This is a genomic window from Nonomuraea turcica (assembly GCF_030718205.1).
Lineage (GTDB): Bacteria > Actinomycetota > Actinomycetes > Streptosporangiales > Streptosporangiaceae > Nonomuraea.
Genome location: NZ_JAUZQF010000021.1, coordinates 46,131 through 68,236 on the forward strand (window position 1 = coordinate 46,131; position 22,106 = coordinate 68,236).

General features: G+C 69.9%; 17 protein-coding genes. 8 read left to right on the forward strand and 9 right to left on the reverse strand.

The window, feature by feature from the left end:
- The first annotated feature begins 9 nt into the window (after positions 1-9).
- A complete protein-coding gene (gene ppgK, locus Q9G87_RS42460; protein ID WP_305922281.1) occupies positions 10-726 on the forward strand; it encodes a polyphosphate--glucose phosphotransferase in 717 nt (238 codons plus the stop codon).
- A 5-nt stretch (positions 727-731) separates the two neighbouring features.
- Here the strand turns inward: ppgK and Q9G87_RS42465 are convergent, their stop codons facing one another.
- Positions 732-1,496, reverse strand: coding sequence for a WXG100-like domain-containing protein (locus Q9G87_RS42465; RefSeq protein WP_305922282.1), 765 nt, complete (start codon positions 1,494-1,496; stop codon positions 732-734).
- The gene (locus Q9G87_RS42470) at positions 1,496-1,801 is read right to left on the reverse strand and encodes a hypothetical protein (RefSeq protein WP_305922283.1); all 306 of its coding nucleotides are present in this window, start codon (positions 1,799-1,801) and stop codon (positions 1,496-1,498) included. The genes Q9G87_RS42465 and Q9G87_RS42470 overlap by 1 nt, the downstream gene beginning before the upstream one ends.
- Positions 1,802-1,966: 165 nt before the next feature.
- Between Q9G87_RS42470 and Q9G87_RS42475 the strand changes: the two genes are divergently transcribed.
- Both Q9G87_RS42475 and hrpA read left to right on the forward strand, forming a co-directional pair.
- Positions 1,967-2,371 carry a YbaB/EbfC family nucleoid-associated protein gene (locus Q9G87_RS42475; protein ID WP_305922284.1) on the forward strand — a complete coding sequence of 135 codons (405 nt, stop codon included), beginning with the start codon at positions 1,967-1,969 and terminating at the stop codon, positions 2,369-2,371.
- 126 nt (positions 2,372-2,497) lie between these two features.
- Entirely contained in the window at positions 2,498-6,373 is a 3,876-nt protein-coding gene (gene hrpA / locus Q9G87_RS42480) for an ATP-dependent RNA helicase HrpA (protein WP_305922285.1), read from the forward strand.
- A gap of 99 nt (positions 6,374-6,472) precedes the next feature.
- Here the strand turns inward: hrpA and Q9G87_RS42485 are convergent, their stop codons facing one another.
- Entirely contained in the window at positions 6,473-8,482 is a 2,010-nt protein-coding gene (locus Q9G87_RS42485; RefSeq protein WP_305922286.1) for a catalase, read from the reverse strand.
- Between the two features lie 85 nt (positions 8,483-8,567).
- Here Q9G87_RS42485 and Q9G87_RS42490 point away from each other — a divergent pair, with 85 nt between their 5' ends.
- A complete protein-coding gene (locus Q9G87_RS42490) occupies positions 8,568-9,221 on the forward strand; it encodes an HAD family hydrolase (protein ID WP_305922287.1) in 654 nt (217 codons plus the stop codon).
- Here Q9G87_RS42490 and Q9G87_RS42495 read toward each other — a convergent pair.
- The 3 genes from Q9G87_RS42495 to Q9G87_RS42505 form a co-directional block, all read right to left on the reverse strand.
- Entirely contained in the window at positions 9,214-9,537 is a 324-nt protein-coding gene (locus Q9G87_RS42495) for a DUF5709 domain-containing protein (RefSeq protein WP_305922288.1), read from the reverse strand. The genes Q9G87_RS42490 and Q9G87_RS42495 overlap by 8 nt on opposite strands.
- A gap of 108 nt (positions 9,538-9,645) precedes the next feature.
- On the reverse strand, positions 9,646-10,899 hold the full coding sequence (locus tag Q9G87_RS42500) for an MFS transporter (protein WP_305922289.1): 1,254 nt from the start codon (positions 10,897-10,899) through the stop codon (positions 9,646-9,648).
- 104 nt (positions 10,900-11,003) lie between these two features.
- Entirely contained in the window at positions 11,004-12,737 is a 1,734-nt protein-coding gene (locus Q9G87_RS42505; protein ID WP_305922290.1) for an ABC transporter ATP-binding protein, read from the reverse strand.
- A 68-nt stretch (positions 12,738-12,805) separates the two neighbouring features.
- Between Q9G87_RS42505 and Q9G87_RS42510 the strand changes: the two genes are divergently transcribed.
- A complete protein-coding gene (locus Q9G87_RS42510) occupies positions 12,806-13,231 on the forward strand; it encodes a MarR family winged helix-turn-helix transcriptional regulator (RefSeq protein WP_305922291.1) in 426 nt (141 codons plus the stop codon).
- A 23-nt stretch (positions 13,232-13,254) separates the two neighbouring features.
- Here the strand turns inward: Q9G87_RS42510 and Q9G87_RS42515 are convergent, their stop codons facing one another.
- Both Q9G87_RS42515 and Q9G87_RS42520 read right to left on the reverse strand, forming a co-directional pair.
- Entirely contained in the window at positions 13,255-14,220 is a 966-nt protein-coding gene (locus Q9G87_RS42515; protein ID WP_305922292.1) for an amidohydrolase family protein, read from the reverse strand.
- Between the two features lie 139 nt (positions 14,221-14,359).
- Positions 14,360-15,517, reverse strand: a complete 1,158-nt coding sequence (locus tag Q9G87_RS42520) for a PucR family transcriptional regulator (RefSeq protein ID WP_305922293.1) — start codon at positions 15,515-15,517, stop codon at positions 14,360-14,362.
- Between the two features lie 106 nt (positions 15,518-15,623).
- On the opposite strand from Q9G87_RS42520, the gene Q9G87_RS42525 reads away from it, so the two are divergent.
- Together Q9G87_RS42525 and Q9G87_RS42530 are read left to right on the forward strand one after the other, a co-directional pair.
- Complete coding sequence (locus Q9G87_RS42525; protein ID WP_305922294.1) at positions 15,624-17,720, forward strand: M6 family metalloprotease domain-containing protein; 2,097 nt, start codon at positions 15,624-15,626, stop codon at positions 17,718-17,720.
- Between the two features lie 140 nt (positions 17,721-17,860).
- Positions 17,861-20,347, forward strand: a complete 2,487-nt coding sequence (locus tag Q9G87_RS42530; protein WP_305922295.1) for an ATP-binding protein — start codon at positions 17,861-17,863, stop codon at positions 20,345-20,347.
- Positions 20,348-20,353: 6 nt separating this feature from the next.
- Here the strand turns inward: Q9G87_RS42530 and Q9G87_RS42535 are convergent, their stop codons facing one another.
- Positions 20,354-21,226: a hypothetical protein gene (locus Q9G87_RS42535; protein WP_305922296.1), complete on the reverse strand. Its 873-nt coding sequence runs from the start codon at positions 21,224-21,226 to the stop codon at positions 20,354-20,356.
- 73 nt (positions 21,227-21,299) lie between these two features.
- Between Q9G87_RS42535 and Q9G87_RS42540 the strand changes: the two genes are divergently transcribed.
- Entirely contained in the window at positions 21,300-22,094 is a 795-nt protein-coding gene (locus Q9G87_RS42540; protein WP_371825911.1) for a tyrosine-protein phosphatase, read from the forward strand.
- The last annotated feature ends 12 nt before the right edge of the window (positions 22,095-22,106 follow it).

Genomic DNA, 22,106 nt, shown 5'->3' on the forward strand with positions numbered 1-22,106 from the left:
GGGAAAAGCATGAACGTGTTGGGCATCGACATCGGCGGCTCGGGCATCAAGGGCGCCCCTGTGGACACCGAGGCGGGCCGGCTGGTCGAGGAGCGTCTGCGCATCCCCACGCCGCAGCCGTCCAAGCCCGATGACGTGGCTCATGTGGTGTCGTCGATCGTCGAGCATTTCCACTGGGGCGGTCCCGTCGGCGTGACGTTCCCCGGCGTCGTCGTGGACGGCGTCGTGCGGTCGGCCGCCAACGTGGCCCGTTCCTGGATCGGCGTGGACGCGGCCGCGTTGTTCGGCGGCGCGACCGTGCTCAACGACGCCGACGCGGCCGGCATGGCCGAGATGACCTTCGGCGAGGGCCGCGGGAAGCGGGGGACCGTGCTCGTGCTGACGTTCGGCACGGGGATCGGCAGCGCGCTGTTCACCGACGGGACGCTGGTGCGCAACACCGAGCTGGGGCACCTGGAGCTGCACGGCAAGGACGCCGAGCACCGGGCCTCGGACCGGGCCCGCCAGGAGCACGACCTGAGCTGGGAGCATTGGGCCGAGCGGGTGCAGCAATACCTGGAGCACGTCGAGATGCTCTTCTCGCCGTCGCTGATCGTGATCGGCGGGGGAGCGAGCAAGAAGGCGGACAGGTTCCTGCCGCACATCACCCTCGACACGCCCGTGGTGCCCGCCGCGCTCCAGAACGAGGCGGGCATCATCGGGGCGGCTCTCGCGGCGGCCTCCTGACCGGTTCAGTCCTCGGACGGCTCGGCAGCCGGTTTGGCCGGGGCGACCCACGCGAAGTCCTTCGCCGCGTCAGGCAGCTCGTCGCCTCGGTCAGGGGGCTGGAAGGTGGGGAACTTCCTGGCGTCGATCTTCACGTGGGCGAAGTCCACGTCCTGCAGCCTCGAGCTGGGCACGCCGTCGGGGAAGTGGAAGTCGGCCAGCTGGTCCAGCTGCCGCTGCTCCCACTTCATGATGCCGATCGCGGCCAGCTGCGCCGCGGCGGACGCCCAGAGCGCCCCGATCATCACGGTCACCGCCTTGTCCGCGGCGTGCGCCAGCCACCTCAGCGACGCATGGGCCTGCGCGGCGGTCGCGGGCACCAGCGCCATCGGGACGAGGGCTGTGATCGGCGGGATGAGCACAGCGCCGAGGGTCACCATCGCCCCCTTGAAGAGCCGGAAGGCGAACGCCACGGCTTCGAGGCTGTCTCCCACTTTGTCGAGCGAGTCGCGCAGGGCCTCGGTGCTGGCGTGCATGTCGCCCGTCACCCGGGAGAACTCCCGCTGGTCGTCGGCGATCCAGCCCTGCCTCGACGCGCCGGGAATGCGGTCAAGCAGCTCGACAGGGTCGTCGAGGTCCCTGGCCAGTTGCTTCCAGATCTTGGCGACCTCCGAGACCTTGTCCTCGTCCGTCCCGAGGCTCAGCAGGTACATGAGCCCCACCATGGGTACGCCCCCCAACACCTCCAGGTGCCTGAGTGTCATGAGGGTCTGCGGGGGCACGCCGGCCATTACCTGTACTCCACGATGCTGGCCTGCTCGGCCGTGCGCCAGTTATGGGCGCAGGTGGCCAGGCCCTCGGAGATGCCCTGAGAGGCGATGGCGCCGTCCCGAAGGGCATCCTGGCAGCCCACCTGCGCCTTGTAGTAAGTCTGGGAGAGTATGTCCCGGAACATCTCGCCGAACGCTTCGATGAGGTCGGTGTCCCAGGCGCGGTCAGCGCTCTTCTTGAAGTCGTCCCAGATGTCCTTGTAGTGCTCGCTCATCGTGTCGATGGTGCGAGAGGTGATGAACCTTGTGTCCTGCGGGCTGGACATGTCGCTCCTTCAGCAATATTGCGTCGAAAGCCATCTTTGTCGCCGAAGAGGCGATGATCGTCGGGTTCATCGGATGTTCACCGGCGAGAAACCGTTCGCTGGCGGCCGGTTCAGTGAGTCTTGATCGACTCCCAGGTCATATCGACGAACAGGGGAGGTCATGGCATGTCCGACTTCAATCCGGCCGCTGTCACGCCAGAGGAGCTGGAGAAGCTCGCCCGGCGCGCGGACGAGGCCATGGCGACGTTGGTGCAGGCGATGAACGGGCTCGAAGAGGTCACCGGGGAGGGAACGTCCGCCGGCGGGAAGATCCGGGCCGCGGTGGAGTCCGACGGTCTCCTGCGCGAGATCCGCCTGGATCCGCGCCTGTTGCGCTCGATGGGCAGCGACGAGCTGGCCGAGGCGGTCGTGGCGGCGGTGCGTGCGGCCCAGCTCTCGGCTCGCGGGCAACTGGAGGAGCGGCTCGCGGCGGCCCAGGGCGGGGCGCGGCCCTCCTTCGACATCCGCGACGTCGGCCGTGGCCTGGACGCCATCCAGTCGGCGTTCCTCTCCTCCCTCCCGCCGCGCTGATCCGGGGAGGTCCCCGACCGGCTGATCGGCGCGCCGACGGGATATTGGGATGCGCGCGGGCGGCGCGATCGGGCAGCATGGGCGGTTGGCTCCGGGGAAGCCGGGCTCAAATATCCTGAAAGCAGTATGGGAACGCCTTCCTTGTCCTCGTCCTCTCCACTCGCCGAGCTTCAGTCCCGCCTGCCCGAGCTCATGCCGCGCGACCAGCGGCGACTGCGGCGCAGGCTCGACGGCATGCGCCGGGTGCGCTCCCGCGACGCCCGCGACAAGATCGTCGCGGAGATCCTCGCCGACGTGGAGCGGGCCGAGCAGCGACTGATACGCCGCCGCGAAGCCCTGCCGCAGGTGAGATATCCGGAAAACCTGCCGGTCTCACAGCGTAAGGACGACATCCTCGCGGCCATCCGCGACCACCAGGTCGTGATCATCGCCGGTGAGACGGGGTCCGGCAAGACCACCCAGATCCCCAAGATCTGCCTGGAGCTGGGCCGGGGCGTACGCGGGCTGATCGGCCACACCCAGCCCCGCCGCATCGCCGCCCGCACGGTCGCCGAGCGCATCGCCGAAGAGCTCGGCACCGGCCTGGGCGAGGTGGTCGGCTACAAGGTCCGCTTCACCGACCAGGCGAGCGAGCGCACCCTGGTCAAGCTGATGACCGACGGCATCCTGCTGGCCGAGCTGCAGAACGACCGCATGCTCGACCAATATGACACGCTGATCATCGACGAGGCCCACGAGCGCAGCCTCAACATCGACTTCATCCTCGGCTACCTGAAACAGCTCCTGCCGCAACGGCCGGACCTCAAGGTCATCATCACCAGCGCCACGATCGACCCCGAGCGGTTCTCCCGCCACTTCGGCGACGCGCCGATCATCGAGGTCTCCGGCCGCACCTATCCCGTCGAGGTGCGTTACCGGCCGCTCGACGAGGACGACGACCAGACGCAGGGCATCGTGACGGCCTGTCAGGAGCTCATCTCCGAGGGCCCCGGCGACATCCTCGTGTTCCTCTCCGGCGAGCGGGAGATCCGCGACGCCGCCGACGCCCTGACCAAGGCCGACTTCCGCAACACCGAGATCCTCCCGCTCTACGCCCGCCTCAGCGCCGCCGAGCAGCACCGCGTCTTCCAGCGCCACACCGGCCGGCGCATCGTCCTGGCCACCAACGTGGCCGAGACCTCGCTCACGGTCCCCGGCATCAAATACGTCGTCGATCCGGGTTACGCGCGCATCTCCCGCTACAGTCACCGCACCAAGGTGCAGCGCCTCCCCATCGAGGCCATCTCCCAGGCCAGCGCCAACCAGCGCAAGGGCCGCTCCGGGCGCACCTCCGACGGCATCTGCATCCGGCTCTACGAGGAGGAGGACTTCCTCAGCCGGGCCGAGTTCACCGACCCGGAGATCCTGCGAACCAACCTGGCCTCCGTCATCCTGCAGATGACCTCCATCGGGCTCGGCGACATCGAGGCGTTCCCGTTCGTCGAGCCGCCGGACCGCCGCCAGGTCAAGGACGGCGTCAACCTGCTGCATGAGCTGGGCGCCTTCGACGCGCACAGCAAGCTCACCCCCGTCGGCCGCCAGCTGGCGAACCTGCCGGTGGACCCCCGCCTGGGCCGCATGGTGCTGGAGGCGGAGAAGAACGGCTGCCTGCGCGAGGTCATGGTGATCGCCGCCGCACTGTCCATCCAGGACCCGCGCGAGCGCCCCGCCGACAAGCAGCAGCAGGCCGACGAGAAGCACCGCCGCTTCGCCGACCCCGAGTCGGACTTCCTGGCCTACCTCAACCTGTGGAACTACCTGCGCGACAAGCAGAAGGAGCTGTCCTCCAGCGCCTTCAGGCGGCTCTGCAAGGCGGAGTTCCTCAACTACCTGCGCGTGCGCGAGTGGCAGGACATCTACAGCCAGCTGCGCCAGACGCTGGGCGCCCAGCTCAACAGCGGCCCGGCCGACCCTCACCACGTGCACGCGTCCCTGCTGGTCGGGCTGCTGTCGCACATCGGCGTCAAGGACGTCATGGAAAAGCGCGGCGCCGACGGCCGCCGGCCGATCCAGGAATACATCGGCGCCCGCAACGCCCGCTTCGCCATCTTCCCCGGCTCCACGCTGGCCAAGAAGCAGCCGCAGTGGGTCATGTCGGCCGAGCTGGTCGAGACCTCCCGCCTCTGGGCCAGGGTCAACGCCAAGATCGAGCCCGACTGGGTCGAGCCGCTCGCCCAGCACCTGGTCAAACGCACCTACTCCGAGCCGCACTGGGAGAAGAACCAGGGCGCGGTGATCGCGCTGGAGAAGGTCACCCTCTACGGCGTGCCGCTCGTCGTCGGTCGCAAGGTCAACTACGGCCGCATCGACCCCGACCTGTCGCGCGAGCTGTTCATCCGGCATGCGCTGGTCGAGGGCGACTGGGACACCCACCACCGCTTCCTCAAGGACAACCGCAGGCTCCTGGAGGAGGTCGAGGAGCTGGAAAACCGCGCCCGCCGCCGGGACATCATGGTGGACGACGAGGCGCTGTTCGACTTCTACGACCAGCGGGTGCCCGCCGACGTGGTCTCCGCCCGGCACTTCGACTCCTGGTGGAAGAAGGCCGGGCGGGAGACGCCGGACCTGCTGACGTTCTCGCCGGAGATGCTGGTCAACGAGGGCGCCGACGTCAGCGCCCGCGACTACCCCGACACCTGGAAACAACTGGGCCAGCGGATGAAGCTGACCTACCAGTTCGAGCCGGGAGCCAACGCCGACGGCGTGACCGTGCACGTGCCGCTCCAGGTGCTCAACCAGGTCAACTCCGACGGCTTCGACTGGCAGATCCCGGGACTGCGCGAAGAGCTGATCACCGCGCTGATCCGGTCGCTGCCGAAGAACCTGCGCCGCAACTTCGTGCCCGCCCCCAACTACGCCAAGCAGGTGCTGGCCGGGGTCCAGCAGGGCGGGGAGCCGCTGCTGGCGGCCGTGGAGCGCGAGCTGCTGCGGCTCACGGGCGTACGCGTGCCGCGCGAGGCCTGGCAGCTGGACCAGGTGCCGGACCACCTGCGCATCACGTACCGAGTGATCGACGAGCGCAAGCGCACGGTGGCCGAGGACAAGGACCTCGACGCGCTCAAGCGCCGCCTCGCCCCGCGCCTGCGCCAGACGTTGTCCCAGGCCGGCGACGACCTGGAGCAGACGGGCCTGCACACGTGGAGCTTCGGGCGCCTGCCGAAGGTCTTCGAGCAGGGCCGGATGAAGGGCTATCCGGCGCTGGTGGACGGGGGCGACTCGGTCTCGATCAAGATCTTCGAGACGGAGGCCGAGCAGCACCGCTCCCACTGGCCCGGCGTCCGCCGCCTGCTGCTCCTCAACGTCACCAACCCGGCCAAGTCCCTGCTCGGCGGCCTGTCCAACCAGGCCAAGCTGGCCCTGTCACGCAGCCCGCACGGCGGGGCGGTGGCGCTGTTCGACGACGTGATCAACGCGGCCGTGGACAAGCTCATGCTCGACGTCGGCGGCCCCGCCTGGGACCCGGTCGCCTTCGACCGCCTCTACCAGCATGTGCGCGCTCATGTGTACGACTCGGCAGCGGACGTGCTCGGCAGAGTGGAGCAGATCCTGGCGGTCTGGCACGAGGCCGGCGCCCGCCTCGACGCGTTGCGCGCGAGTGCCTCCACCGACGACATCCGGGACCAGTTGGACAAGCTGGTCTACCCGGGTTTCGTCACGGCCACCGGCTACCGGCGGCTCTCCGACCTCCTCCGCTACATCCGAGCCATCGACCGCCGCCTGACCAAGCTCCCCGAGGAGCCTTGGCGTGACCAGGAATGGATGGAGCGGGTGCACAAGGTCGAGGACGACTACCACGACCTGCTGGAGAAGCTGCATCCGGCGCGGCGGGGGGATCCGGACGTGGTGGAGATCCGGTGGATGATCGAGGAGCTGAGGGTGAGCTTCTTCGCGCAGACGCTGGGGACGCCTACGCCGGTGTCGGAGAAGCGGATCTCTAAGGCGATGGAGAAGCTCACACCATGAAGATCGAGGTGTTGAGCTCGAAGTCGGCGGCCATCGACGATCGCCTCCTATAGATCGCGTGCCGTGCGCGGGCCGCGAGGCGAGCCCGCGCCACGGATTTCACGCCGGCACGCTGAACACGTCCCGCGCGTAGAAGCGATGCCCCGCCACCGCCTCCGCGAACTCCTTCGCGATGTCGTTCCCGTCCCCCATCACGACCCCGACCTCGTTGGGCAGGTGCGCCGCCTCGATGAGCAGGCGGCCCGAGCCCACCGCCCCGATGGCTTTCTTGTGCCTGAACGCCTCCTTGACGAAGAACTGCGCCCGCCCGACCGTGGCCAGGTTCGCCCCGTCGGCGGCCACCACCGCGTCGTACAGCACCGAGTTCGCCGCGCTGAGCTGCCGGTCCACCGGCAGGCCGCCGACGCTGCCCTCGAAGGGGGCCACCACCTCGCAGATCGCCCCTTGATCCTCGAGCTCCCGCCGCAGGCTCGTGACCGCCGCCGCGTCCGTACCGTCGGCCATGAGGATGGCGATCTTGCGGGTGGCGACGCTGCGCGGCTGGTTCGTCATGCTGAGGGCGGGGGAGGCGTTGGCGTGGACCGCGGACACGGCGGGCGCGGGGAGGCCGAGGCCGTCGGCGACCTGGGTGGCCAGGTCCGGGTGGATCTTGCCCAGATGGTTCACCACGGCCTCCTTGATGTGGGGGCGCTCCACGTGCCCCAGCTCGAACAGGAAGGCCGCCACGATGTGCTGCTTCTCCCAGCCGGCCATGCTGTTCCAGAACAGGGTGGCCTGGCTGTAGTGGTCCTGGAAACTGGGGCTGCGCATCCGGATCTTGCTGCCCTCCACCTTCTCCTGGTAGTGCCGGTAGCCGTCCGCGGCGCCCGGGTGGCCGCCGCTGATGGAGTTGGGGGCGTAGCTCGTCTGGGACTCATGGATCATGTGCTGGTGGAAGCCGTCGCGCTGGTCGTTGCGGACCGCGGCCAGTGGACGGTTGATGGGGATCTGCGGGAAGTTGGGCCCGGCCAGCCGCAGGAGCTGGGTGTCGAGGTAGGAGAAGTTCCTGGCCTGCAGCAGCGGGTCGTTGCTGAAGTCGATGCCGGGCACCACGTTGGCGGTGTGGAAGGCGACCTGCTCGGTCTCGGCGAAGAAGTTCTGCGGGTTGCGGTTGAGCGTCATCTTGCCGATGGGCCGCAGCGGCACCACCTCCTCAGGAATGATCTTGGTGGGGTCGAGCAGATCGAAGTCGAAGTCGTGCTCGCGCGACTCGGGGACGAGCTGCAGGCACAGCTCGTACTCGGGATAGGCGCCGCGCTCGATCGCCTCCCACAGGTCGCGGCGGTTGTAGTCGGGGTCGTTGCCCTGGATGCGCAGCACCTCGTCCCACACCAGCGAGTACGTCCCCAGCACCGGCCGCCAGTGAAACTTGACGAACGTGCCCTGCCCCGAGGCGTTCACCAGCCGGAACGTATGCACCCCGAACCCCTGCATCATCCGGAAGCTGCGCGGGATCGCCCGATCGGACATCAGCCACATGACCATGTGCAGCGACTCGGGCTGGAGCTGCACGAAGTCCCAGAACGTGTCGTGCGCCGACTGCGCCTGCGGGATCTCGTTGTGCGGCTCGGGCTTGACCGCGTGCACGAAGTCGGGGAACTTGACGCCGTCCTGGATGAAGAAGACCGGGAAGTTGTTGCCGACGAGGTCGTAGTTGCCCTGCGTGGTGTAGAACTTGGTGGCGAACCCGCGCACGTCCCTGACGGTGTCGGCCGAGCCGCGCGAGCCGGCCACGGTGGAGAAGCGCACGAAGGTCGGCGTCCTGGCCGAGGTGTCGTTGAGGAACGCGGCCGTGGTCAGGTCGCCGAGCGGCTCGTACAACTCGAAGATCCCATACGCGCCGGCGCCTCTGGCGTGGACCACGCGCTCGGGGATGCGCTCGTGGTCGAAGCGGGTGATCTTCTCGCGGAAGTGGAAGTCCTCCATGAGCGTGGGACCGCGCGTGCCCGCCTTCAGCGAGTTGTCGGTGTCGTCGACCGGGATGCCCTGATCCGTTGTCAGATTGCGGTCGTCCAGCGGCACACGGGTGGCGTCGAGCTGGCGGTCCTTCGCGTCACGCTCCGGTTGCATGAAAAATCCCCCTTAAGGTTGTTTTGTCGGGCCTTCACCAAGTGCCCGGATGACTGAGCTGAAACAGGGTCGAGCGGGGGGATTGATGATCAAGGCTGTGGTGTTCGACGTCGGGGAGACGCTCATCGACGAGACGCGCATCTGGTCGCGCTGGGCTGGGCGGCTGGGTGTGAGCAGCTTTGTGCTCATGGGCGCGCTCGGCGGCATGGCCGCGCTCGACCGCCCGCACGCCGAGGCGTTCCAGCTCATCCGGCCCGGCTTCGACCTGGACGCGGAGGAGGCCGCCTGGGAGCGTGACGACCCCGACGGCCTGCGTAACCACTTCGACGCCGACGACCTCTATCCCGACGTGCGCGAGGCGCTGGCCGCCCTTCAGGCGGCCGGTTACCAGGTGATCATCGCGGGCAACCAGCCGCGCCGGGCGTACGGGGCGCTGCTCGCGATGGACTTGCCGGCCGACTCCGTGCACACCTCTGAGGGCTGGGGCGTGGAGAAGCCCCAGCCGGAGTTCTTCGCCAAGGTGGCCGCGGTCGCGGGCAGGGGGCCCGGTGAGATTCTTTACGTGGGGGACCGCATCGACAACGACGTGCTCCCGGCGGCGCAGGCGGGCATGCGCACCGCGTTGCTGCGTCGCGGCCCGTGGGGCTATCTGCACGCCGCGCGCCCGGAAGCGGCGGCCGCCGACCTGGTCGTCGACGACCTGCACGCCGTCCTGCCCGGCGCGCGCCGGCTCACCTGAGGCCTTCGCCGGGATCGATGCGGACCGCCCGCTCCTCGGCCGACAGGTCCGAGTCGTCATCGCCCCAGTCCTCGCCGAGCTCCTCGTCCTCCGTGTCCGGCTCCAAGCCCTCGTCCGGCTGGGTCAGCCGGTGTTTGGGACGGGGCTCATGGAGCCGTTCGGGGGCCTCCCTGCGCAGCCGCTCGTCGAGCGTGTCCCTGCGCCGCGGGTCGTCCTCCACGACCTCGTGATGGAGCCCGAGATCGTCGGTCCACTCACTGACCTCGATCGCCTGCTCATCGCTCATGCCGTGCCGGTTCGGAGGTTTTTCGGTCATACGCGCCCCCTACCCAAGGAGCGGCCCGGAATCCTCTGACTTGGCGCGCCTTAGGGCGTCGGCCAACTCTTCCTTGACGGGATGCGCCGAGGCGCGCACGCCCTGAGGTCAGGCCTGCTCGAGGCTGGGGCGCAGCCGGGCGGCCTGCCTGATCGTCCGGCCGGAGAGCCTGGCCAGCGCCATGGCCGCGAGCAGCGCCGCCGCCACGCAGGCCACGCCGCCGAGCTCCAGCGCGAGCCGCGGCCCGAGCGTGTCGCTGAGCCAGCCCAGCAACGGCCCGCCGAGCGCGCCCGAGCCCGCGCTGACGATGGACAGCGCGGCGATGACCCGGCCGCGCATCGGCTCGGGGCTGTCGAGTTGGGCGCGGGCCGAGACGGTGGTGTCGACGGCCACCGCGCCCGCCGCGATCGGCACCATCAATGCCGCGAACGACCACAGCTCCGGCATCAGCCCGCTCAGCGCCTGCGCCACCCCGATCGCGAACGCGGTGATCAGCAGCAGCCGGATCGTCAGCTCCGGCCGGGCGGCGACCAGGAAGCCGCCGAGCACCGTGCCGACGGCGAACATCGTGGACAGCAGGCCGTACCCACCGGCGCCCGTCTCCAGGGGGCCGGCGCTCATGGCGGCCATGGTGACCTGGTAGTTGCGGCCGACGCTGCCCGAGACGAACCACAGGGCCAGCACGACGAGCAGCCAGGGGGTGCGCATGACGTACCGCAGCCCTTCGAGCACGGCGCCCCGCTGCCGCTCGGCCGCGGCGAGCCGGTGGAACTCCGAGCGCCGCATGGCCGCCACCGCCGCGATCACGACGAAGAAGCTGGCCGCGTTGATGACGAACAGGCCGGCGTTCCCCGTGACCGGCAGCAGCACGCCTGCCAGGCTCATGCCCAGGATGCGCCCGGCCGAGCTCAGGAGGGAGCCGAGCGCCATCGCGTTCGACAGGTCGGCGGGGGGCACGACCTGGGCTCCGAACCGGCCGAGCGCGGGGCCGCCCAGCGCGGTCACCACGCCGCCCGCCAGGGCCACTGCGTAGATCGGCAGCACGGAGTCGACGCCCGTCACGACGATGGTCGCGAGCACGGCCGCCAGCGCGGCCTGCGCGAGCTGCGCGGCGACCACGACAGGCCGGCTGGGCAGCCGGTCCGCCAGCGCCCCGCCCCACATGCCCAGCAGCAACGTCGGCAGCGCCTGCATGACGAGGCTCAGTCCCACGCTCGCGGCCGAGCCCGTCATCTCGAGGATGAGCCAGTTGAGACCGAGCACCTGCATCCAGGTGCCGGTCACCGAGATGATGTCCGCTCCCGCCCAAAGCCGGTAATTGTGATGACGCAGGGCTCTGATCGTGGAGGAAGTCAGAGACAAAACATGTCCTTGCCTTGAAGATTCGCCGGAGAATCCAACACGGTCTTCCGGCGAAGCGATTCCGGCCTGGCCGGAATGTGAGGCAACACACGTTTAAAACGGCATCAAACCACGTCTACGGGATGGTCCCTGCTCACCAGCGCCGCGTAGTGGCCTCCGCGCGCCATCAGCTCATCGTGAGTGCCGCGCTCGACGATGCTCCCGTGGTCGAGCACCACGATCTGGTCCGCGTCGCGCACGGTGGACAGGCGGTGCGCGATCGTGATCGTGGTACGGCCCCGCGCCAGCGCCTCGAGCGCCTCCTGCACGGCCCGCTCCGTCTGCGTGTCCAGCGCGCTGGTGGCCTCGTCGAGGATCAGCACCGGCGGATCGCGCAGCAGCGTGCGCGCGATGGCCAGGCGTTGCTTCTCGCCGCCGGAGAACCGGTAGCCGCGCTCGCCCACCACCGTGTCGTAGCCGTCGGGCAGGGCGGCGATGTGATCGTGGATGCGCGCGGCCCGCGCCGCCGCCTCCAGCTCCTCGTCCGTGGCCTGGGGGCGGGCGAAGCGCAGGTTGTCCGCGATCGAGGCGTGGAACAGGTACGTCTCCTGCGAGACCACGCCGACCGCCGCGCTCAGCGTCTCGAACGTCAGCTCCCGCACGTCCACGCCGTCGATCGTCACCCGCCCGCCCGTGACGTCGTAGAGCCGGGGCGGCAGATAGCTGAGCGTGGTCTTGCCCGCGCCCGTCTCGCCCACGACAGCCAGGCTGGTGCCCGCGGGGACCACGAGGTCGACGCCGGTCAGCGTGGGAGTCTCGCCGTAGGAGAAGCCGACCTCCTCGAAGCGCACCTCGCCACGGACGCGCTCGAGCGTACGGGTGCCGGGGTGGATGTCGACCGGCAGGTCGAGATACTCGAAGATGCGGCCGAACAAGGCCAGGGAGGTCTGCACCTCGACGCCGAGCCGCAGCAGTGACACCGCCGGCCGGAACAGGCTCGTCTGCAACGTCGTGAACGCCACCAGCGTGCCGACCGAGATCGTGCCCGTGTACCCGACGGCCCAGTAGATCATCGCGGGCATCGCGGCCATGACGATCTGGATGGACGACTGCCGCCAGCGCCCCGCCATGCTCATGCGCACCCCAAGGTCGGCCAGCTCGTCCGAGGCCCGGCCGAAGCGCTCGGTCAGGCCGGCGGCCTGGCCCATCGTCCGGCCCAGCAGGATGCCGCTGATCGACAGCGACTCCTGCACCATCGAGGCGATCTTCGCCAGCTTGCGCTGCCGCTCGGTGGTGATGCGCTTGCGTTCCGTGCCCACCTTGCGGCTGATCCACACGAACACCGGCAGCAGCAGGAGCGAGATCACGGTCAGCCGCCAGTCGAGCGCGACCATGGCGGCGATCGTGGCGATCACGGTGGTGAGGTTGGAGACGAGAGAGGAGGCGGTCGAGGTGACCACCTGCTGCATGCCGCCGATGTCGTTGGCGATGCGCGACTGCACCTCGCCGGTCTTGGTGTGGGTGAAGAAGGCCAGTGACATGCGCTGCAGGTGCGTGTACACCGAGATGCGCAGATCGTGCATGACCCGCTGGCCGATCGTGGTGGAGATCAGGGTCTGCACCACGTCGAAGACGCTGGTCGTGACCGCGACCGCGATCATGCCGAGGGCGAGCAGCCCCAGCAGCCCGGCGTCCCTGGACGGGATCGCCACGTCCAGCACCTCGCGCAGCAGGAACGGCTGGGCGAGCGACACGAGCGAGGCGAGAAGGATGAGCGAGCCCACGAGAGCCAGACGGCCACGGTAGGCGCGGAACAGCGTGATGATGCGCCGCAGCGGCGCGCGTGGTTCCTCCGCCAAATGGTGCTCCTCTCAGATGTCCACTCAAACAGAGGTTAACTCATATTTGTTCCGGCTAAGCTTAAGGCATGGCGGAAAAGGAGCTCGCGGAGCTCTTGCACCAGGTCAGCCGGCGGCTGCGGCATGGGTACGTGCGGCGGCTGGTCCCGCTCGGACTCAGCCCGAGCCAGGCGCGGGCCTTGCGTGTGCTCGCCGACGCCGACCCCGAGCGGCCGCTGCGGATGGTTCACCTGGCCGAGGAGCTGCGGATCGTGCCGCGCTCGCTGACGCCCGTCGTGGACGCGCTGGAGGAGGCGGGGCTGGTGCGCAGGCAGGTCGATCCCGGCAACCGCCGCTCGACGCTGGTCGTCATCACCCCTGAGGGGCGCGCCGCCGCCGGGTGGGCGCGCGAGGCTCGCCGGCAGGCCGGCGAGGAGCTGTTCGCGGTGTTGTCGGAGGAGCAGCGCGAGCAGCTGGGGGAGTTGCTGAGCGTCGTGGACGGCCAGTTCAGGTGACAGCGGCGGCGTGGGCGCCGCCTTCAGCGTTCCACGCCGCCGACGACCGTCCCGACGCAGGGCGGCCCGGCGAGGAGCGCTGGGTACGGATAGCGGCCGCGTGCGTCGAAAACCGCGAAATCGGCGCGAGCGCCGGGGCCCAGAGACCCGATCCGGCCCGGCCCGCGATCCATGCCCAGCGCCCTGGCGCCGCCCAGCGTGGCCGCCTCGACCAGCTTGCGATCCAGGCCCCGGGGCCGCAGTCCGAGCTCACGCGCGTGCCGCTTGATGGCTGCCGCCAGCCCGAGCGGCCCGGCGGCGGATGCCTCGCGGCCGGTGCCGAGGGCGAGGGAGTTGCCCTCGTCCAGCAGGGCGAGGGCGTCGGTCACGGGCGGCGGCACCGACGGGCACAGGGCGACCGTGGTCTCGCGCAGCCGCAGCAGCTTGCGCTCGCCGGGATCGAGCGACCGCGTGCAGGTGACGTGGCATAGCGGCCCCAGCACCCCGGCCTCATCGAGTGCGGCGGGTGAGTGCCGGTCCAGGTCGGCCAGCAGCCGCAGTCCGAAGGTCCTGGCCAGCACGGCCACGTCCTCCAGCACCTGAGGGTTCCTGGTGCGTGCCGCGATCCCCACCGCGAACGGCCGGTCGATCTCCCGGATCGCCGTGATGACGGCGTCGCGCTCGCGTTCCTCCCAGTCTTCCTCGCTGTCGGCGTTCACCTCGATGTACGTGATGCCGGGCATCCCCGCGGGTTCGGCCAGGTGGCACACCACGCTCGCCCGCGCGGTCACCCCACGTGCCGCCGACGGCGGGATCGAGCAGGCGTCGACCGGCCCTGCCACGATCATCCCCGGCCACCGGCGCTCCTCGCTGACGGGAAAACACGAGAGCAGCTCGGCCCGCGAGCCCACCTGGAGCACCCGATCGCCCCTGATCACCACGGCGCCGTCGCGGAGGGGATCGTCGCAGACGGGCAGGACCAGCGGCGCGGAGTGGAGCACGATCGGCACGGGGGAGCGCCGCCCTGGGATCGGCCGGGCAGGCCGTCTTGCCGTCGGTCCAGCACGCGTCGCAGCAGAGGGCATCAGCACTCCCGTCGGATTTACCTTTCAGGGAATTAAACGTGAGCTACGCTAGGGAATCAATCAATCAGGTCGAACCAGGCAAATCCCTAGGTAGGTAGCGTCCGGAGAGCCGGGCCAGCTTCAGGCTCAGGTGCAGGGCGAGTCGCTCGCCGCCGTCCTTCAGGTCCGTACGGGCGAGTTCCTCCACCCGCTGCAACCGGTAGTACAACGACGTGCGGTGCAGTCGCAGCGCCCGGGACGTGGCCACCGCGCTGCCCGCCAGGTCCAGATACGTCTCCAGCGTTTCCAGCAGCGGCAGGTACTGCGCGTCCCCGAGCAGGTCCTCGAGCCCCGGATGCAGCTCCTGGTCGGGCAGGTGGGTGAGCAGGCGGTACACGCCCAGCCGCGCCCACTCGGCGGTTCCCCCGAGCCCCGGCACGCGGGCGGCCACCTCGGCCGCGTGCCTGGCCTCCCGGTACGACGCCACCGCCGCCGCCAAGGTGGGCTTGGCCCGCCCCACCCCGACCACCACCGGGACCGGCATGGCCGCGTGCAGCTCGTCCGGCGAGACCGGCGCCCCGGCCGTGAGCAGCACGGCGTGGTCGTAGCGGACCAGGTGCAGCGGATGATGCCCGCTGAGCCGCCGCCGCAGCGCCAGCAACCCCTGCTCCAGCGCCAGCCGGAGGGAGTCGGACGGCTCGGCCGCCAGCGGCCTGGCCACCTGCACGGTCACCGCCTCCGCCTGCGGGAACGCGCCTGCCTCGATCAGCTGCCTGGCCGCGTCCGGCTCGCCGAGCAGCACCCCGGTGACCGCCTCAAGCTCACGGTGCGAGGCGAGCCCGCTGGCCAGGCTCTCGTGGAACAACGCCAGCGCCAGGCCCGGGGCGGCGGCCGCGGCCTCGGCGACCTGCGCCTCCGACATGGCCGGCTCGGCGTCGATGAACCACAGGAAGCCGAGCAGCCCGTCGGCGTGCCGCACAGGCACGCACACGCGCGGCAGCAGGCCCAGGTGCGGCGCGCCCAGGGTGCGGATGGGACCCGGCGCCTCGTGCACGCCGGCCGCGCGTAACCACTGGCGCACCTCGGGAGTGGTGTGCCTGCGCAGGATCGAGTCGCGGCGGATGTCGTCCATGGCGCCGTTCTGCTCGCTGTAGGCCACGACACGTTGCACGCGGTCCTCGAGCAACAGGGGGCGGCCGAGACGGGCGGCGAGCTCGTCAACGGTCCGCTGAAGATCCGCCACAACCACCCCCTTACATGCATATTTCAACATTTGTAGGACATGCCGCTACAGGTCTTCCCTACAACTGTTCGGTGATCTCCGTCAACAACGTCTATACCGTCGATCCGTGAACCTCCCGAAGAAGCTGCTGAAGGGGTTACTCGCGGCCATCGTGCTCATCCCGGTGAGCCTCGTGGCGACCCCCGCTTCCGCAGCACCCCCCACCGATCCAGAACACCCATGGCGGCGCGACCACTGGCCGCGAACGCAGCCCTGGCAGAGCGACACACCCCTCGACGCCCAGACGCTGCGCGGCCGTCCCACGGGCGGCATCCAGCCCATCGACCCCCAGAACTGGGAAAATCCCGACAACATGACGTGGGCGGACTACAAGAAGCCGCCCGGCACCACGTGGAACGACCCCGCGGTGAAGGGGTCGAAGCGCACCTTCAAGGGTGCTCTCATCCTGCTCGACTACCCCAACCAGCAGTTCGTCGTCACCCAGCCCAAGGGCTCGACGATCTACGCCAACCCGAGCGCCGAGGCCCACGACATCCCGCGTGACCAGGTCGCGAAGTTCTACCAGGATTTCCTCAACACCCCGAACGACCTCAACAAGGGCCACACCATCCATGAGTACTGGATGGAGGACTCGGGCGGCCGCTTCGGTGTGGAGCTCACGGGATTCGGCCCGTACACGATGCCGGGCAAGGACCACGAGTACGCCATGGAGTACCAGCGGGACGCCTGCCCGGCCGGTGACACCTGCACCAGGAACCTGCGTACCGACGGCAACGCCGCCTGGCTGGCCGCCGTCGGCCCGGACGTGGCCGCGCAGTTCGACTTCGTCTTCTACCTGAGCGCCGGCCAGGACGAGTCGTCCACGTGGCAGGAGTTCGGGATGATGAAGTTCCCGACGAAGGAGTCCGTGACCGACGAGTGGGGCCCGCCCGACCCCAACCTCACCAACTGGTCCAGGACCCGCTACGTCGAGTGGACCTCCTGGCAGGCCGGCTCCAACTTCTGGCCCAACGCCCGCTTCGGCGTCGACTCGGTCCAGGCGGAGAGCTCCGGCATGGCGGTCTACGCCCACGAGCTGAGTCACATCATGGGCGTCGCCGACAACTACAACAATCCGTACGCCGTGCCGCCCAAACGGGCGTACACCGGCATCTGGGAGATGCTCAGCCGCGGCAGCTTCAACGGCCCCGGCGGCCCGCACTCGCGCTGGCTGATCCCGCCCACCGCGGGCGCGTCCATGGGCGCCCAGCACATGCTGCGCAACAAGATCGTGCTGGGGATGGTCGACGAGCAGAACGTCCTGCGGCTGTCGCGCGAGGCGCTGGACGAGTCCGGCCTGGTCACCGCCAAGGTCCTCGCCCGGGCCGTGCAGCCGGGCCAGGACGAGCTCGCCGGGATCAACATCTCCTTCGACACCGGGGACAAGAGCTCGTGCAGCACGGCCGATCCGCTGTGCGACGGCGGCGGCTACGAGAACTACACGGTCGAGGTCGTCGACCGCATGGGCACCGACTCCTTCACCCCAGACTCCGGCGTGCTCCTGGCCAAGACCAAGAACCAGGACCGGGCCCCGTTCGAGTGGGTGGTCGACGCCAACCCGCAGGACATCGGCATGACCGACTACGTGCTGCCGGACGGCACCAAGGTGCCGATCACGATCGGCGACTACCGGCAGTTGTCCGACGCCCTCTTCCACGCGGGCACCGACTCGGGCAGCGAGTACGAGTTCGTCGACGAGGCCAACCGCCTGCACTTCTACGTCACCGACCTGAAGCGCAACCGTGAGGGCGAGCTGTCCTACACGGTCGCCGTGCGCTCGCTCGACGGCGCGGGACCGCAGCAGCGCGGCGTCAAGCTGCTCCCCGGCGCCGGCGTCCCGGCCGGCAAGAACATCTCCTCCTGCACCTTCCCGCTGTTCAACACCGGCAAGGCGGCCCTGGCGCAGGGCCAGCACCCGGAGGACGTCAGCGCCTACCTGGGCTCCGACGTCTACCGGCTCAAGGCCGAGGTCCAGGGGAAGGGCTGGACCACTCAGGTGCCGAACGCCCTCGCCTCCGTCGCGTTCGGCAAGCAGGCGCTCGTGACCGTGAACGCGGTCCGCGAGGCCGGCGGCGACCGGCTGGCCAGGGTCAAGCTCACCGCCACCTCGGAGAGCGACCCGGCCAAGACCATGACCGCCACCTGCCACGTGATCGGCTTGTAGCGGAAAGCCGTGGGGTACGGCTGGCGCGGGCCGTACCCCATTCGGTTGAATCACCCCCGTAGAGGGGGTGTTCATTGACCGGGGACCTGCCCGACAAGACAGACAATCTTCCAGAAAAGCCGCGAAGACGTCGAAGAAAGGTGCCATGGGCGGCATCCGTCTCCGCTGGCCTGGCGGCGGCAGCGGCGAGCGTCCTGGCGGCATCGGTGGAGTGGGAGATCCCGCCGCTCGCCAAGGTCGGCGTGACCCTGGGGGCGGCCATCCTCGTCGGGCTCACCACGTGGGCCACCACAGAGTCGCGGCCCAGACGTCCGGAGATCAGCGGCAGCGCCGGCGGCGTCGCGCCCGACCAGTGGCCGCCCGTCCCCGAGCACTTCACCGGCCGTGCCGAAGCCCTGGCCGAGCTGCGTGACGTCTTCGCCTCTCGCCGCAAGGCCACGGACCTCTCGCCGCCCCTCGTCGTCTCCGTGTACGGCCGCGGCGGCGTCGGCAAGTCGGCGCTCATGACCCGGTTCGGGCAGGAGGTCGCCGACTGGTTCCCCGACGGCCGGCTCTACGCCGACCTGCGCGGCGGCGTCGACGCCCCCGTACGCCCCGACGAGGTCCTCATCGGCTTCCTGCGCGCGCTGGACGTGCGCCTGACCACCGACCCCGGCGGCCTGGACGAATTACGCAAACTCTGGCTGACCTGGACCAAGGGCCGCAGGATCCTCATCGGCCTGGACAACGCCCACGACGCCGACCAGGTCAAACCGCTGATCCCGGCCGAGCCGGGGTGCGCGGTGCTGGTGACGTCGCGCGCGCCGCTGTTCCTGAACGGCACCCACGACACGCGGCTCGGCGTCTTCAGCGAGGCACACGGCGTGGAGCTGCTGGCCAGGCTCAGCGGCGGCGCCAGGATCGTCGACGACCTCGACTCCGCCAAGGAGATCGTCCGGCTGTGCGACTACCTGCCGCTGGCGATCAACATCTGCGGCGGCCGGCTTGCCACCCGCGAGCAGTGGACGCTGCGCGAGATGGCCGGCCGGCTGGCCGACACGCGCCGCATCCTCGACCAGCTGGAGCTGGCCCCGACCGTCGACAAGAGCGTGCGCGCCTCGGTGCAGCTCAGCTACGACGACTGCACCGGCATGCAGCGCCGGCTGCTGCGCCTGCTCAGCGCGCTGCCCGCGCCCGACGTGCCGGGCTGGGTGGCCGGCGAGCTGCTCGACATCTCCGGCCTCGACGGCGCCGACCAGCTGGAGGCGCTCATCGACGCCCAGCTCGCCGAGTGCTCGGGCACCGACCAGACCGGCGCCATGCGCTACCGGCTGCACGACCTGGTCCGGGTCTTCGCCGCGGAGCTGACCGAGCAGGACGAGAGCGAGCGGCGCAGGGCCGCGATCGAGCGGGTGCTCTACGGTTACCGCCGCCGCGCCGAGGAGGCCGCGCAGAACCGCTGGCCGCAGGACTGGAGCCGGGGCGGCCGCCGCGCCAGCGCTGACGGGCAGCTGCGGGCCGGCGACTGGCTCAACGCCGAGCGCCTCTCGCTGCTCGCCATGATCAACCTGGCCAGGCAGCTGGAGCTGTGGGAGCTGACGTGGGGCCTGGCCAGGGCGTTCTGCTCGCTGTGCCACTCGCTGCGCGCCTACTGGGCCGACTGGAAGGCGGTCGCGGAGATCGGCTGCGCGGCCGCCGAGCGGAGCGGGGACCGGCGCTCCCTGGCCATCGCCCTGCTCGACAGCGCCTCCGTGCACGGCGGCCTCGGGCTGCGCGGGCGGGCTTTGGAGGAGGCCGAGCAGGCCCTGGAGATCTTCACCGAGCTCGGCGAGTCGTGGTGGGCGGCCAGGTGCATGCGCGGAATCGGGATGACGTTGTACAGCGACGGCCACCTGGACCGGGCGCAGGACTACCTGATCGGGGCGATCACCGCGTTCAAGGGCGAGGAGGACCTGTGGTGGATGGCCCGCACCCAGCGCAACCTCGCCGAGATGCGGATGGCCGAGCGGCGGCCCGAGGAGGCCAGGGAGCTGCTGGAGGGCGCGCTGGAGATCTTCAAGCGCGAAGGCAACCGTTACTCCGAGGCCCAGACGCTGCGGGTCTACGGTGAGGTGCTGGCCGCTCAGGCGCGGGGCGAGCTGGCGGCGGGCGACCACCGGGCCGCGACCCACCTCTTCACCCGGGCGGGGTTCAGCCTGGACCGGGCGGCCGAGATGTTCCGGCAGCGCGGTGAGCTGTGGGAAGAGGCTCGCTGCCTGCGAGCGGCCGGCGAGGTCGGCGACCCGGCCAACGGGCTGCGCGAGCTGGAGTACGTCCGGCGGGCCGAGGAGATCCTCGTGGCCCTGGGCGACTCGTGGGGGGTGGCCCGCAACGCCGTGTCGGCCGGCCGGGGGCTGGCCCGGCTGGGCCGGATCGAGGAGTCGGAGGCGGAGCTGCGCCGCGCCGTCCAGGCGTTCGAGGAGCTGGAGGACCGGTGGTGGATGGCGCGGAGCCTGCGTTACCTGGGCGAGGCGCACCTGGAGGCCGGCGGGCGCCAGGCGGCCGTGGCGCCGCTGGAGCAGGCCAGGGAGATCTACCGCAGCCTCGGCAACGAGGCCGGCATGCGCCGCACCCTCGAGCTGCTCAGGCGCGCGGCGTCCTCGGCATAGTCGCTGCTAGGTGAGCGGGGTCCTGAGCAGCTCCCCGGCCGCCAGCCTGGCCTGGCTGATGCTCTCCTCGAACATCTTGCGCGCGTGCGCCGCCTGGTCGGCCAGCTCCCTGATGTGCTGGCGGGCCAGCTGGTCGTGCACGGTCTCGGCGATCAGCTGCTGGTATTCCGGGGTCTTGGCGGCCAGCGCCTCCAGCCGCTTGTGCGTGTGGTAGACCTTGTCCGCCTTGATCACCTGCTTGGCGTACTTCTCCAGGTGGCGCACCCGCTGCGACAACGACGTCCAGGCGGCGTCCAGCGCGCTCGTGTACGGCTTGAACGCGTCTTCCATGCCCGGCGGCAGCTCGCGAGGGATGAGCTTGCCGTGCTCGGCGTGCATGGACGACAACTTGCGCAGCCGCTGCGCGATCTGCCAGACCTCCTCCGGCAGCGTCACCTGGTTGTCGATGCTGTCGATCAGTCCCGCCCGGTGCACCTTGGAGTTGAGTATCGCCTCGACCGCGTTCTGCGCGCGGCGCAGCAACATCTGGCAGGGATAGTCGAGGTCCTCGGCCATGATGTAGTGCTCGGCATGGGTCTGCGCCAGCCGGAGTCTTCGTTTGGTCGTGCGATAGGAGCCGTCCAACGCCATCCACCGGATCAGCGCGATCATGCTGATGCCGAGACTCGCCACGAAGACGCCGTACCCACCGGTCACCAAGAAGATCAGCAGGAGGAAGCCGGGGAGCACGAACAGCAGGGCGGGGTTGTACGAGGTGTCCATTCGCTTGCCGGTTCGAGCCATGCGCAGGATGTGCGGGCTCGACCGCAGCTCTACCGAGATCTCCGGGGGCAGCGAGGGATCGATCACCAGCCGTGGAGGCAGAGCTCGTGGATCCATACGTTCATGCTGCGTTATGAACCTCGAATCCGCTCATATTTGGTGGACATATAGGGTCGAGATAATGAGCGAGATGACAAGGTGGATTGATCTTGAAGGCGCGGTCAACGCGCGTGACCTGGGCGGGCTTCCCACGCGTGACGGCGGCGTCACACAGCGCGGGCGGATCTTCCGGGCCGACAATCTCCAGGGGCTCACGCCCCGGGACGTGGGCCTGCTGGTCGGCGAGCTGAAACTGCGGCACGTCGTGGACCTCCGCTCCAACGCGGAGGTCTCGCTTGAGGGCCCCGGCCCGCTGACCCTGGTGCCGGAGGTGCGGCATCACCATTTGACGCTGTTCGCCGAGGGCGGCCGGCACACCGACGTCGAGGCCGATACCGCTCCTGGCGCCATCGACGGCGACCGGGTGCTGCCGTGGGCGGAGCGGGTGCTCGACGAGGAGCTGCGGGTGACCGGCTTCTACTTCGGCTACCTGCGTGACCGCCCGTCCGCGGTGGTGGCGGCCCTGCGCACGATGGCGCTGGACGAGGGGGCGGCGCTGGTGCACTGCGCGGCGGGCAAGGACCGCACGGGCGTGCTGGCGGCGCTGGCGCTCGAGGTGGCGGGCGCCACCAGGGAGGCCATCGTGGAGGACTACGTCGCCACGGGGGAGCGGCTGGAGCTGATTCTCACGCGGCTGCGGGGCAGCGACACCTACCGCGGCGACCTGGACTCCCGGCCGGCCGACGACCACAAGCCCCGGGCGAAATACATCGAGCAGTTCCTGGACGTCCTGGACGACCGCTTCGGCGGCCCGATGGGCTGGCTGACCCAGCACGGCTGGACGACCACCGACACCGAGGCCCTACGCTCCCGCCTGCGGGACTGACGTTCGGGGCAG

Coding starts and splice junctions, on each gene's coding strand:
- ppgK (WP_305922281.1), top strand. CDS start 10: ATGAACGTGTTGGGCATCGACATCGGCGGCTCGGGCATCAAGGGCGCC.
- Q9G87_RS42465 (WP_305922282.1), bottom strand. CDS start 1,496: ATGGCCGGCGTGCCCCCGCAGACCCTCATGACACTCAGGCACCTGGAG.
- Q9G87_RS42470 (WP_305922283.1), bottom strand. CDS start 1,801: ATGTCCAGCCCGCAGGACACAAGGTTCATCACCTCTCGCACCATCGAC.
- Q9G87_RS42475 (WP_305922284.1), top strand. CDS start 1,967: ATGTCCGACTTCAATCCGGCCGCTGTCACGCCAGAGGAGCTGGAGAAG.
- hrpA (WP_305922285.1), top strand. CDS start 2,498: ATGGGAACGCCTTCCTTGTCCTCGTCCTCTCCACTCGCCGAGCTTCAG.
- Q9G87_RS42485 (WP_305922286.1), bottom strand. CDS start 8,482: ATGCAACCGGAGCGTGACGCGAAGGACCGCCAGCTCGACGCCACCCGT.
- Q9G87_RS42490 (WP_305922287.1), top strand. CDS start 8,568: ATGATCAAGGCTGTGGTGTTCGACGTCGGGGAGACGCTCATCGACGAG.
- Q9G87_RS42495 (WP_305922288.1), bottom strand. CDS start 9,537: ATGACCGAAAAACCTCCGAACCGGCACGGCATGAGCGATGAGCAGGCG.
- Q9G87_RS42510 (WP_305922291.1), top strand. CDS start 12,806: ATGGCGGAAAAGGAGCTCGCGGAGCTCTTGCACCAGGTCAGCCGGCGG.
- Q9G87_RS42535 (WP_305922296.1), bottom strand. CDS start 21,226: ATGGATCCACGAGCTCTGCCTCCACGGCTGGTGATCGATCCCTCGCTG.
- Q9G87_RS42540 (WP_371825911.1), top strand. CDS start 21,300: ATGACAAGGTGGATTGATCTTGAAGGCGCGGTCAACGCGCGTGACCTG.